This is a genomic window from Finegoldia sp. (assembly GCF_046991905.1).
GTDB lineage: Bacteria > Bacillota > Clostridia > Tissierellales > Peptoniphilaceae > Finegoldia.
The window spans coordinates 1-13,107 of sequence record NZ_JBKWZF010000037.1; the positions used below are offsets into that span (position 1 = coordinate 1).

Here is a 13,107-nt window from a genome sequence, read left to right on the forward strand (position 1 = left end):
TCCCGTCGCATTGGAAAGATACAAGCTAATAGTCCAGACAAAGTTGGTAATACAGTAAAGCCCGTATTGCACCGATTTTCCGATACCGTCCAGCCAATTCCACGGAAGCCACGACCAGCTATTATCTACATAGAAGTCTAGCTGATAGTTTGACAGCGGATATTTTGAGTAAAGGTTTTCTGCATTTATTGTGTCGTCCACAAGTCCCGTCGCATGAGCTACCGTCCCCAAGAGTGAAAGCAGGATAAGGGTAAGTCCCATGACGAACAGAGCCATTTTGAGAAAGTGAAATATCTTTTTTCTTGTGAACGCACCTTTTATCCTTTCTTTCATTACTCCACCTCATTTCTGCTGATTGGCGGTCTGGTATCAAAGGCGGTCAGTAATTCTTCAAAGACGGGGTGTACTTGAATGACACCGACACGCCCACGCAAATCTTGAAATAGGCATTGTCCGTTTTCTAAATCACGAAGTCGCTTCTGGTTGTTCTCGTCCTCTTTATCCAGTCCGAAAAATTCCAATGTCTGCTTAATTTCTTCAATAGCGGTACTGCGAAATGCGAATTTTAAACCGATATTGTTTTTCAGACTTTCCTTTGATACGTCCGTTGCACTCTGGGTAACAAAGTAAACACCTGCGTTCATAGCACGTCCAGCACGCACCAGCTTATTTGACAGCGTTTCGCCTTGTGCTACATTGAGGAACGCCCACGCTTCATCTAAATCCACAATCTTAAAAATGCTTCTGTCCGAGTGGATAAAGTCTAAGGCAAAGGTAGAAATGACAATCAGCATTGATACGGATAACAGCTCAATGGTTGTGTATTCCTCAAAGGTCGTGTCCTTGTCGGGTAATACCAAATCCGCTACTTGAATGATGTTGAGCTGGTTTTCCAGACTGATAGCATTTTCCACCGTACCGTCAGAGAACAGAAGATGTGCAAAGTCGTAATCTGTGAAGCTGTCGATATGGTCGGCAATGTTACGGGCGATTGGTGTATCTTCTTTTCTCAATTCCTTAATAACGTGCAATAGCCCTCTCTGGTCGCTCTGAACGACGGAGCGAACCGCTTTACGAAGTACGGGAAATTTTTCACCGTCCCTTGACGAAATACCCGTAAGGAATGTGAGTATGTCGATTGCCAGACTTTCAGCGTCCTTGACATCACGCATAATCACAAACGGGTCAAGAAGTCCTGCATTTTCCTTTTCACTGGTAAGGTTTACGACATTGATTTCATGTGCAATTTCTGGCAGGGTATTCTTCCAATTTCCACGCTCGCTCTTAGGGTCTAAGATGACTGCTTGACCGCCAAAGAGAACAGAATAGTACACAAGTAAGTTGTTACAGAATGACTTGCCACCGCCAAGACTTCCTACAAAGGCAGAAGCTAAAGCATTGGTAACAGTCCCTTTAATTCCTTGACTTGCAATCGACGGCTGTAAGTACACGTTTCTTCCCGTATCAACGGAATAGCCGATATAGATACCCGTGTTTTCGCCTAACTGCTGTGTCGCTCCAAATCCAAGACTAGCCAAGAAGTCGGACTTTACATACTGCACATAGTCATTGATGTATCGCTTGCTGGCAGGGAGAAATTCAGAGTGAAGTCCAAGCATATCGCCAGCAGGACGCACCAGTTTTACGTTCAAATCGTCGTAGAAGTCCTTGACTTCATCACAACGGCGTTTCAGCTCGTCCAAGTCGGGAGCAGATACACGGATAACATAAGAGAGCTTGTACATACTTTCTTTACTTTGGTCTAAATCTGTTTCCAGCTCATCCACGCTGTCTAATGCGTCCACCACATTGGAGCTTGTTTCACTTCCAGACTGAAAAGCGTGATTGTCTAAATCTTTCAGCTCCTTTTTCTTGTTACGGACAACGGAAAGTGCCTTGCGGTTTTCTACAATTTCTACATTCATGGACGTATCGACGGGAAAGATAAACTGCTGTTGCTGGAAATAGAAGATTTCACTTGACGGAAAATCCAGCTCACCGACAATCGCATTGACGGTAAAATACGTTACATAACTTTCGCTGTCCTCATGTTCCAGACGTAAGTATCGCTGGCTTTCTTCAATCAGACAACGGATAGGTCGGATAAGGTCGTAATACTTGATAAGGGTTTCCTTTTTCAGCTTCTTTTTAGGTAAGCTGTATTCGTAGTCCTCATAAGCGACACCGTCCCTGCCGTAAAGGTGTTCCATGAGATACCCGAAGTCGTTTTTATCCAAACGTCGCACCTTGAAGCGTCGGCTGATTTTGTTTTCCAACAACTTTTCCATTTTCATATAGCGGTTGATTTCATCAGTCGGCATGGAAACAAAGTCATTCATCAGCGTGTGATTGACCTCATTTAGAAATTCCTTGACCGTCATAAATAAGGATTTCTTCATGTTCTTTAGATTGACTTCCTGCTCCGTTACCATGAGCTTAAAACCTAAGAAGAAACGGTAGTCCACTTGATTGTCGCCAATCATAGATACAAGGGCTTCTGTCTGCTCGTCAATCTTTTGTATCGCCACATCACGAAGCCTGCCAGACACCAGTTTTTTTGACTGTTCTTGAATACTTCTTACAGAACTTTCCGTTGCAATCTGTAACGCATGGATTTTACCCTCACGGGACTGTGCGATAAGCTGTCGGAAGCTGTCATGCACGATATATTTCTGTTCAGCCGACAAAAAGCTGTAATTGTACGGTATCAGCTCATAATAGGCGAACACCTCATTGTCCTTGTTCCAGACAAGGTTATTGTCGATATATTTAATCGGGAACATAAGTCACACTCCTAACTGCCGTGATAGTTTCATTTAGCTTCTGCTCATGCAGTTTTACGGCTTTTCCTGCATAAATGATTTTGGGTCGGACAGCATACGTCAGCATGGACTTTAGGAAGCTGTAAGGCTTCTTGCCGTCAAAGGTTTTCTGGCTCATAAACCATGTGAGAGCAACGGGAATACCGAAGTATTTTAAAAACGCTCCCTCAATCATGGAAAGCGGTGGCAGGTCGCCAAGAAGAATGATGATAAATTCTGTAATGACAAACCATGTAATCTGGGTAAAGGTAACGGGAAAGGGCAGGTTAAAGTCATTGATTGCATACAAGACTTTTTCCACGTTCCAGATACCCGTGTAGCTTTTAATTTTCTTCATACTTTCAGAAAAACTCCTTTCTTTGAAATGGAAAAGGACAGCCGTTTTCAGACTGTCCCTAAATAGAAATGAGCTGTCAGAAGCAACAATACTTGTCGCTGATCTTCCAGCTCTAATATGGTATTTCACACATACCGCTACTTGTTTCAATAAATGTTCCCTCAATGGATAAATCACGTCCGTAGGCTTCATAGTCGATATAATTTTGTAACTGCGGTGGAATTTCCCCCAACATCTGCAATTCATCAATATAGTAGTAAGCAACGTCCGTCATAGTTTCACAATCGGGATAATGATAAATCTCGTCGGTGTGTTCTGCTAATTCTTCCAGACTTCCATAATGAGAGATAAACTCGTCCAGGCTGTCTACGATATAGTCAGGAAAGTCCTCTAGCATATCATAGATATTGTTTAATTCCTCAATGGAAATGTATTCCGATACTTCCATAGGGAAGTTTTCAGTATCATGGACGGCGTATTCTTCATACTCGGCATTTAAACCGATACGCTCTGCGATTTCTTCCTCATTCAAGGGGAAACGAAACCAATCGCCTACCAGATAACCCTCATTGTATTTTCCAAGATTAGCGATATACACCGCCATATCTTCAATCATAAAACACCACCTCGCTTTTACGGTATTTCATAAATACCGTGTTCCGTTTCCAGAAAGCGTCCGTTATCATCAAGATACTGTCCGTAGGCTTCAAAGTCAAAGTAACGGGCAAGACGTTCTTCAATGGAAGCAAAGGCAGGGTCATTATCCAGCAAATGACGGGCAACGTCGGTCATGTTCTTACACCATGAATAATGAATAATATCGTTTCTATGCTGGTGCAATTCGTCCAGATTAGTAAAATAACACATCAGCTCGTCGTAATCTTCCTTTAAATCCGCTGGCAGACTTTCATAAGTGCGGTACATATCATTCAATCGTTCAATGGTCGTATCTTCGCCCACATCATCAGCAAAGGGCAGTTCTTTTTCCAGAATACGATAGTCCTCGCTTTCTGCGTCCACGCCTAATCGTTCCTGCAATTCTTCTTCATCAATCGGCAAGAGAAACCAAGCAGAACGGATTTCATCATTTATCGGTTGTTTCGTTTCCAGCAATACTCGTAATTCCAGCATAGGTTATCACGTCCTTTCATTTTTTGTTTGCATATCCTAAAAAAAATCTTTCAATCTATCATTCCAATCTTAAACTTAGATATGAAAAAAGCGATAACCTTTTTCAGATTACCGCTTGTATGTGGGTATGAAGTTGTAAAATTGAAAATTGACAGTCTAACAAACCGGAATTTATCGAACTTAACTATTCTGTCGCTATGAAGCCGACTTACGCACAGTAACCTCTGCACAGACCAACCTAGCTATATGCTCCGCTGTTTCGTTTGTCAGTAGGAAGAACATTCCGTCATTACGGCATTTTTTATGTGTATCGCCATTTAATGTATAAACAAAACCTTTAACACAGGTATCGCTACAAGCAGTAGGGTCAATAAGTCTCTTACAGTCACGAGAAGTAGTCATTTTCTTTTGCATTTCAGCAGGCAGAGAAGCGATTATATCCTCATACTTGCCAGCATTGTCTCCGTAAATACGTGCCAAAACCCCCGACTTCCGAAACACCCAATTCATTACAGTTTTCTTCTCTAGTTGGTATGAAGCAGCATAACCGCTCTTTGCTTCCTTGATTACAAGGTCACAGCCTTGTTCAATAAGTTTGTTATTAAGTTTCTCGACAAATGCTTGATATTCTGGTGCAACTGCCGATAGAAACTCTTTGAACGAACCCTTTTCTTTTGCCATTACCTTTTCCCTCCATAAAATTCTAATTTCTCTGTTTCTTCGTACCCACATTATATCATTTCTAAATTGTCATAACAATGAAATTCGCTACGCTCCAATAATCTTATTGAACAGCTCTAACAATACGTCTTTGACACCGCCAGCATTAAATACCAATCCAACAGCGACAAGGGCAACCACCAAGAAGCCGATGAGCTTTGAAAACTCACGCTTAAACCCTAAGTAGATACCAATTACCACGATAGCCATAAGCACAAGTGATTGTGCGTTGCTTAAAAACCATGTGTATAAATTTTGTCCGAAATTCATTTATTTGTCCTCACTTTCTTTTAATCGTTCCATTTCTTTGTCTGCTTCTTTTCCTGCCTGCATTAAACACATCAGTATTACGCCCAGCCCCATGCCAAGCGTAAGGAAAAGAAAATCAAATAGTATTCGTTCCATGTTTCCATGCTCCTTTACTTTACTATCACTTCCTCTGGGGAAGCGGTCTGTTGTGCAATTATCTGTTCGTGTTTCTCTGTCAGCTTTGTATGCTTTCTTATTTCTTTGAGATAATCGACACCCGTTTTCTTTGCGATTTCTTCCAGCATTTTAAGCGTCGGGTCTACCTGTCTTTCCACCCACCTTAATGTACGCTCCAGCGTATAAGGTTCTGGCTGTGAAGTTAATTTCAAAGGTGGTCGTCCCTCGCCAATGAACCAAGCCCAGCGTGCATTGGTTTTCCATTCGCTTTTTCGTTTATCTGGTTCTTTATCAGCAAAACGGATATAACGGTTGATAATCGAAAATGCCGTCCTTTCTGCGTCGTAATAAGTCAGCAAATCTCGGACGGCATAATAAGCACGTTCATCTTTCAAGCGGATTTCAAATCGGTTCTTTATCGGGACTTCCTCAATCGGTATTCCCAGCTTTGCGTACTGCTCATAATTCTTTTCATACACACAGAAGTAAACCTCTGATTTCAAAGAACCGATATACAGCGTATGTCCCATGCCTACCTTGTCAGCTTCGTTGTGCTTTACCAGCTCGCCAGAAGCGTAAGACTTAAAGGAACGGAACACAGAAACACATTCCTCACTTGTGCATCTAGCGGTCAGATCTGGAATATCCAGTATGCCCGCTTTATCATTGATTGCCAAATCAAGACGTTTCATCACACCGCCCTCAATGAGTACGTCCATGAAGAAGTCATACCAGCTTCGCTCTTGTGCCAGCAGGTAGCTTTCAAATTGGCGACAGCCTTTGCCTTTGAGTTCTAAAAGTACGCCTTTTTCTTCATCTTGTGAAGTGTAAACAAACACGTCCCCGATATAGTAATGCTCGGTGTATTTGTAGTGCCCGTAATCTTCATGGAGCATATAGTCGATATTCAGTTTCAGAATATTCTTGATAACGTGCTTAATATCCATTGTGGGAAAACGGATACGCACATAATCGAACAGCAGGAACAGCGGTTCGTCGGGATTGAATTTTTCAACAGCTTCTAACAGCTTTGTTTTCATATCCTCGGTAAGTGCCACCGTTCCAGCTTCGATACGGTTTAAATGTTCACGGCTGATACCAGCCATGAGTGCAAGTCTTGTCTGCGATACGCCGTAATCGCTACGTTTCGCTTTCAAGACGGTTAAAAAATCATTATCTTTCAGTTACGATACCCCCAATCTATGAAATTGTGATATTTTAAGGCTCATATCACAAAAGACTGAAACTTGTAAAAAGCCTTATGCCATGCGGACTTCCAAGACTTTTTATACCAGTTTCCAATGTATTTGTGCCCCTCTGTTAGATACTGAGGGGCTTGTATCTGCTGGCGTGGCTACCGCCACACCAGCAACGGCTAGTCCGTGCCGTCGCCTTTCGCTTCGCACGTCGCCGTCCCGTCCTGCCTTGCTTGTGCAAGAGAGCCGATAGTCTGCAAAAAATCATGTCCTTTCGGGACTAAAGGCGTGTAAAATTCACTGATAACGCTTGTTCCCACATCACAATAGCCACGCCCCTTGATACGCTTCTGGAAAAACTGCTTTTTCACATCTGAACCAAACAGCATACCGTAACCTAATTCGCTGATACGCCCAAGTCCCACACGGAAATTGAAGTTATCTCTGATACCGTCCGAGAAATACTTTGCGTCTGGACGCTGGCAGGCAACAATAAGGAAATAACCTGCTTGTCGCCCTAACATAACGATTTTCTTTAACTGGCTAAGTAAGCTCACGCTTTCTTTTGTCCCCAGCATTTCAAAAAACGCCACATATTCATCAAAGATAAGAAAGCAGGGTGGCAGTCCCAGATAGGCGTAGTTTTCGCCCGTCTTATAGTTCGGGTGTCGCTTCATTTCCTCGCTTCGCTGTACCATGCCCTCATAAAAGGCATTGACGCAATCAATCATTTCTTCTTTGGTGTGATACACATTTCCCATAACTGTCCCCAAGTCTGCTAAGTCCGCATTTTTCGGGTCTAAGACGTAAAGGACAGCGTTGGTATGCAGTAGGGCTTCAATGAGCGTCAGCAGAAAATAAGTTTTACCGCCACCCGTCCCACCAGCGATAAGAGCGTGAGGGAGTGCGTCATATTCCCAGACAAGATTTTTCATCAGCCTAAGACTGCCGTTTTCTGCCCGTACTTCATCAATGGTAATACGGTTCGCTATCATATCATAAAGCAGGGTATATTCGATATAGCCGTCGTGCAGGGTCTTGTCGGTCAGTTCACAATACAAGCCACTTTCCAATTTATCCTCTAACCGTAAAAGCTGGTCTTGATATTTTCCCAGCGTGATTTCACAGCGGATATGAAGCAGTCCCTTTTCCATTTGATAATAAATCTTTGGAAACCAGACGATTTTTTCCCTTGATCTGCTTTGCAGGTCAGTAAAAAAACCGCTGTCCTTTTGCGTTTCTGCTTCATACCACTTATTCTCTAATACCATGCGTGCCAGCTTTTGACGGTGCAGTAACTTCTTGAAGCTGTCGTAAAAGAAGTGGTAATACAGAAAAGCGACAAGTACACATATACCCGTCGCTATCAATATGGTTATAAAGTTGTAGGCTGTAAGGGAAAAGCTGTTCTCTAATAAGCTGAAATGCTCCCAATCGGTACGCATGAGCTGTCCCATGTTCAAGAGCAATAGTACCGCTAGGAATAAAAATAGAAACGTACCTGCATAAAAGCGATATACAAGGTTCTTATCGCTGGCTCTGATACGGTGTCCTTTATTTAAAATCATGTGCATAAATCAATCACTCCTTTCTGGGTACGAAAAAAGCAGGCAATCCTAAGACTAACTGCTTTGTGTATATGGATATGAAATTGTTAAACTGGAAGTTACAAATCATTTTTTCTTAATAAGTTTCAACTTTATATTTCTTTTGTCGGCAATCTTTTGAAACACCTCTACCACATACAAACATTGTGTCTTAAATGGTAGTGAGGACAATCCATCATTTAATTGTATTTGTTTTATGGCTTCTTGTATTTCTGAAAGTTCTAATAAATTGACTGCCACACAAAAGAAATTTTTCCTACGTCCATCATTATAGTTAGAAAGCAAGTAGGAAAGAATTTTTATTTTTTCCTGCTGTTCAAGATTATATTGCTCAATGCCTATGTTTTTCGCTCTTTCTAAATCTGCTTTTCGCCGTTTATGCGTGATGAAAGAATCATAATCATCTATGTGTTGATATTTTTCGCATGGATATTGTCTGCATTCATAGCAATATTCAATCTTTCCATGTTCAAGACTACATTTCGCAATTCTGCATGATTGATTACCATTGCCACAACCGCCACAGTAATTTCCCAAAAGCATAGGGCATAGTCCACAATTCAATCCGCAAAGAGAAAATAATTGGTTTTTGCGTTCAAATCCTTTCATAGTATTAGTCTCCTAACTTCAAATTTATCTTTGTATTTATTGACTTTTACAAACTGAAATTTTGTTATTTCATTTTTTCTTGACACTCGCTACATTCTTTATCGTGAATAGAAATAATGCCACCGCATTTAGGACAAGTATATTTTATTTTCTGCTGTTCCATGAAATGTTCCAAACCATGTCCTTGAACAAAACGGCTATTTTCTATAAGACTTGCTTGATACCGTTTGTTATAGCTTTTTTCAAGATTTTTAATCAACTTACATGGATATTCATCACATTCAAAACAATAGGATAACGATTTTCCTTTGATGCAATCCTTTATTTTGCATTTACGACAATGTTCTGGTTTCCCTTTATCACTATTCAAGCACCCAGAACAAGGTTTTTTATTGTAACAGTGCTTATAACAAACCTTACAATTCATTCCGCATGGGGCAAACATGCTTATATCAATTTTTTCTTTTGACATTTTCATAGTTGTTTACTCCTTTCAACAAATTCTAATTTATCTTTGTATTTATTGACTTCCACAAACAAGAATTTATCTCATACAGGCATTTATAAATTTCATAGGCACGTCCATGCGTTTTGCAACTTGTTCTGGTGTCATTCCGCTATTTAAGAAACGCTTACATACTATTTTCATGTTTTCTCCAACTTCGATAATATGTTTATCTGGGTCATAAAAGCGGACTACACGCTGTCCCCATGAATGTTCTATAATAGGGTGGACATATTCAATATCATATTCTTTCAGCCTATCAGCAAATTTATCAAAATCATCTTCTTCAAAATAGACTTCAAAATTGTTACCACCAAAAGAAATATCACTTGTACCGATAAACTCTTTGTATGTTTCACTTGTCTGTAAGGCTAAGCCACCTGTTAAAGTTTTATTTGCCCCAAAATCCATAATGACATGAAGTCCAAAAACCTTTTTATAAAACTCAACTGATTTATCTATATCAGTTACTACCAACATAGGGTTTTTTAATTTCATTTTTGCTACCTCCACAACTTCCAATTTTCTTTATGTCCACATGACAGCATTTTCATATATCCGCTATTATAAGAAACTATCCATTTGCTAATGGTGTGGTAATAAACTACTTTCTATTTGGTTTTCTTTTTATCCTCAAAAGTTTAACAAAATCGTCAAACAAAGTTGTATCTGTTGGCTCAAACATCAGCCATTTTCCGTCATGGTAAGTTTTTGTTTCATCATAAATTCTCTGAACTTCTTTTGAATAATTATCTCTATCTGTATCGAATTTTAACCGTTCATCTTTACCTAAGATAATCATAAATCCCACACAGTTTTCTCTAGCATATAAGGCACATAATGTTTTGCCACCTCGACGATACTTATATTCATAATTCCATGCTTTGCCACCTTTATTCCATAGACATTCCATTTCATACTTTTCATCAATCAAGGCACACAATTCATTCCATACACTATATAATGATTGTCCGACCAAAGCAGTCATTTCCTCTGCATTAGGTATTTTATCTAGCATACACATTTCTCCTTTATAAGTCTAAATTAACTGTTTCCACATCCATATTATAACAGTTGTTTATATCTGCTACAATGAAAAACTAGTTTGTCAGCTTACTTTTTCTGCTGTCCCTGCGGAGCGTTGTTCTGCGGATTTCCAGCTTGACCGCCTTTGTTCTTCAATACAATATCATCAGCTTTGATATACCAATCAACCGTAGTCCCTCTAAAGTTGGCATTTGCAACCGTATCAGCTACGGGATTGATTAACTCCACTTCCGCATTATAAGGAAAGTCCTTTACGGGAACATCAGCGGGGATTGACACTTGTATCATGCGTTCCTGCACACTACATTTCAAATCATAAGTACGACGCTTAATTTCATCACTTGTCGTTCCGTCCTCATTTTCTACACGCACCTCATGTCGAAGTGCAGAGAATTTCAATACTCCAAAAGTTTTTTCGTTATCTAATACAATTCCATTTGCTAATCTCATAATCAGATACCCCCTTATTTGCTTTCTGCTGGTAACATATCATCAGCCATTAAAATGTAGTTTGTAAATCCACGTCCTTTGACGTTGTAACCCTCTGCGGTAATGCGTGGGTTAATCAGTTTTACTTTCTGCTCTGGCTTAAAATGCTTCTCGCCAGCCTTTGCAGGAAGCACAACAATAATGTCGTCGGCTCTTTGAATATCTGAATACAAGTTGTAACTTCTTGATACGGGAGTGTAACGCCCATTGATACGTTGCTGGTCTACTTTGTTTTCCCCAGCAAATTCCAAGTTTCCAAAAGTCTGTGCCACATTCGGCACGATATATTTTAATTCCATATTGTTTTACCTCGTTTCTTTCTTTAAGTTTGATTGATGTGTGTATTCTGGCATTTAGGAAAGTACCAGCAAGCCAGAATAGGTATAGTCTGCCTATCTAAGCTACGGCGGAGAGCGTGATTTTTCTTTTCTCATACAGCTACCGCCTTATGATTTCTTCATCTTACGGCGTTTGAAAAAGTATGTACCAGCCAGACCACCAGCAGAAACAAACATCATAATTGCAAAGGCAAGGATATTTGTATTGTCGCCCGTTTTGGGGCTGTCTGTTCTTGTTGGTGTATCTGGTGTAGCTGGCTTCTCTGGTTCTTCTGGGGTAGGTGTTTCTGGTACTTCCTTGATAGTAACCGTCTGTCCGTCGTCCTCAATATCCTTATGCTCTGTAACATTGATAGGTTCTTCTGGATTGCTTAAATCGTATAATTCCTCAAAAGTTACAAGCTGTTTACCGCCAAAAGTGGAAGCGTCAAAAGTAAACGCAATCTTTACTTCCATAGTTTCGCTGTCAGCCGTAAAGATATAATCATTTTCTACTCGCTTATCATTGATGATAAGCTCTGCATTTTCTTCTTTTAACATCTGCCAGCCCACAAGCTGATAATTCGTACCGACTTCTAAGCCCTCTAATTTAACTGTATCAACGATAGTTATATCTTCTCCAGCTTCAATCTCTTTTTTGCCGTCTTTGTCCGTAGCTGTCGTATGAATTTTGATGATACGTTCTATGATAAGCACCGTCTGTCCGTCGTCCTCAATATCCTTGTGTTCCGCAACTTTCACGGGTTCTTCTGGATTGCTTAAATCATACAATTCCTCAAAGGTTACAAGGTTCTTACCGCCAAGAGCAGACGCATTGAATGTATAAGCGATTTCCACTTTCATAGCTTCCTCATCAGCGACAAAAGTATAATCATTTTCTACTCGTTTACCATTGATAAGAAGTTCTTCATTTTCTTCTTTCAACATCTGCCAGCCTTTCAACTGATATTTTGTTCCTTTTACAAGACCGTCTAATTTGACTGTATCAATGATAGTTACGTCTTTCCCAGCAAGAATAGTCTTTTCGCCGTCCTTGCTGATAGCGGTAGTATGGATAGTGATTTCTTTTTCGTATTCATCAGTCAATGTACCTAAATCAACCACTACTTTATTTCTGGAAATAACAATCTCAAACGGTGGAATAAGTTGAAAGCCTTTGTTACTTTCACAGCGTAATTCTTCAATGATGTAGGTATCATAAAGCAATGCACCTTTGCTGTCGTCTGGTTCAGAAGTACCAAACCACACACCGTCCTCGCTTGTTTTTCCTGCATTGGTATTGTGCTTGTGGGAAGCCCAATCAGAAGCAGTAGAGAATTGTCCGTTATCATCAGTTACAACAACATGACTTTCGCCCGTCGTCTTGCTTGTGATCCTAAACGGAACATCTGCAAGACGCTTGTGCGAACCTGCACCAATTTTTACGCCCTCAATATCGCCACGTTTAATCTGGTTATAGATAGAGTGGGCTTCGTCAGTCAAATCAACGATTTTTCCATTTTCTGTGATTGCAAAATCAATCGGCTTTGCACCGTTAATTAAGTAACCCTCTGGTGGTTTTTGTTCAGACAGTCTGAATTTTCCGTAAGGCAATAAATCAGCAGAAGTAGAAGCGATACCCTCAATATCGGTATGAATTGTCTTTACTACTTCATTTTTCTTGTATAACTTGCCCTCAACCAAGACAGCGTTATCATTTAAGGAAATGATTTCAAAGGCGGTATTTTTCAAAGTCGCACCGCCTTGAGCTTTCGTGTCTTTGGTTTCTAAATCTCGTTTCTGGATTTTCACACCGCCACGAATGACTTTATCAGAAACATGGTATTGATTGCTTCCAGATAATACGGCAAGGTCGCCGTCCTCTGTAATCTGTGTCAGAT

Annotated in this window: 17 protein-coding genes; all 17 read right to left on the reverse strand. The window is 40.4% G+C overall.

Annotated features, from left to right (window positions below; genetic code table 11):
• The coding region (locus ACLUJM_RS10445; protein WP_412412786.1) for a CD3337/EF1877 family mobilome membrane protein at positions 1–333 on the reverse strand (333 nt) is incomplete at its 3' end.
• A complete protein-coding gene (locus ACLUJM_RS10450) occupies positions 333–2,783 on the reverse strand; it encodes an ATP-binding protein (protein WP_161129240.1) in 2,451 nt (816 codons plus the stop codon). The genes ACLUJM_RS10445 and ACLUJM_RS10450, both read right to left, overlap by 1 nt.
• Positions 2,770–3,159: a conjugal transfer protein gene (locus ACLUJM_RS10455; protein ID WP_074088958.1), complete on the reverse strand. Its 390-nt coding sequence runs from the start codon at positions 3,157–3,159 to the stop codon at positions 2,770–2,772. Before ACLUJM_RS10455 ends, ACLUJM_RS10450 begins: the two co-directional genes overlap by 14 nt.
• Before the next feature lie 112 nt (positions 3,160–3,271).
• The gene (locus tag ACLUJM_RS10460) at positions 3,272–3,772 is read right to left on the reverse strand and encodes an antirestriction protein ArdA (RefSeq protein ID WP_412412790.1); all 501 of its coding nucleotides are present in this window, start codon (positions 3,770–3,772) and stop codon (positions 3,272–3,274) included.
• Positions 3,773–3,792: 20 nt separating this feature from the next.
• Positions 3,793–4,290 carry an antirestriction protein ArdA gene (locus tag ACLUJM_RS10465; RefSeq protein WP_161129241.1) on the reverse strand — a complete coding sequence of 166 codons (498 nt, stop codon included), beginning with the start codon at positions 4,288–4,290 and terminating at the stop codon, positions 3,793–3,795.
• A 195-nt stretch (positions 4,291–4,485) separates the two neighbouring features.
• The gene (locus ACLUJM_RS10470; RefSeq protein ID WP_412412787.1) at positions 4,486–5,022 is read right to left on the reverse strand and encodes a hypothetical protein; all 537 of its coding nucleotides are present in this window, start codon (positions 5,020–5,022) and stop codon (positions 4,486–4,488) included.
• Positions 5,023–5,058: 36 nt separating this feature from the next.
• On the reverse strand, positions 5,059–5,280 hold the full coding sequence (locus ACLUJM_RS10475; RefSeq protein ID WP_006354966.1) for a hypothetical protein: 222 nt from the start codon (positions 5,278–5,280) through the stop codon (positions 5,059–5,061).
• On the reverse strand, positions 5,281–5,415 hold the full coding sequence (locus tag ACLUJM_RS10480) for a DUF3789 domain-containing protein (protein ID WP_021361465.1): 135 nt from the start codon (positions 5,413–5,415) through the stop codon (positions 5,281–5,283).
• Between the two features lie 14 nt (positions 5,416–5,429).
• On the reverse strand, positions 5,430–6,620 hold the full coding sequence (gene mobT, locus ACLUJM_RS10485) for a MobT family relaxase (RefSeq protein WP_074088949.1): 1,191 nt from the start codon (positions 6,618–6,620) through the stop codon (positions 5,430–5,432).
• Between the two features lie 191 nt (positions 6,621–6,811).
• A complete protein-coding gene (locus ACLUJM_RS10490; RefSeq protein WP_412412788.1) occupies positions 6,812–8,206 on the reverse strand; it encodes an FtsK/SpoIIIE domain-containing protein in 1,395 nt (464 codons plus the stop codon).
• A gap of 99 nt (positions 8,207–8,305) precedes the next feature.
• Complete coding sequence (locus ACLUJM_RS10495; protein ID WP_161129243.1) at positions 8,306–8,848, reverse strand: DUF3795 domain-containing protein; 543 nt, start codon at positions 8,846–8,848, stop codon at positions 8,306–8,308.
• A gap of 64 nt (positions 8,849–8,912) precedes the next feature.
• Positions 8,913–9,326 (reverse strand): DUF3795 domain-containing protein, encoded by a 414-nt coding sequence (locus tag ACLUJM_RS10500; RefSeq protein WP_161129244.1) that lies wholly within the window; start codon positions 9,324–9,326, stop codon positions 8,913–8,915.
• A gap of 66 nt (positions 9,327–9,392) precedes the next feature.
• A complete protein-coding gene (locus ACLUJM_RS10505; protein ID WP_029469534.1) occupies positions 9,393–9,851 on the reverse strand; it encodes a VOC family protein in 459 nt (152 codons plus the stop codon).
• A gap of 106 nt (positions 9,852–9,957) precedes the next feature.
• Positions 9,958–10,371, reverse strand: a complete 414-nt coding sequence (locus tag ACLUJM_RS10510) for a DUF3788 domain-containing protein (protein WP_021360144.1) — start codon at positions 10,369–10,371, stop codon at positions 9,958–9,960.
• A 95-nt stretch (positions 10,372–10,466) separates the two neighbouring features.
• On the reverse strand, positions 10,467–10,850 hold the full coding sequence (locus tag ACLUJM_RS10515) for a YdcP family protein (protein WP_065977959.1): 384 nt from the start codon (positions 10,848–10,850) through the stop codon (positions 10,467–10,469).
• A 14-nt stretch (positions 10,851–10,864) separates the two neighbouring features.
• Positions 10,865–11,188, reverse strand: coding sequence for a YdcP family protein (locus ACLUJM_RS10520; protein WP_006354975.1), 324 nt, complete (start codon positions 11,186–11,188; stop codon positions 10,865–10,867).
• 147 nt (positions 11,189–11,335) lie between these two features.
• The coding region (locus tag ACLUJM_RS10525; RefSeq protein ID WP_412412789.1) for a VaFE repeat-containing surface-anchored protein at positions 11,336–13,107 on the reverse strand (1,772 nt) is incomplete at its 5' end.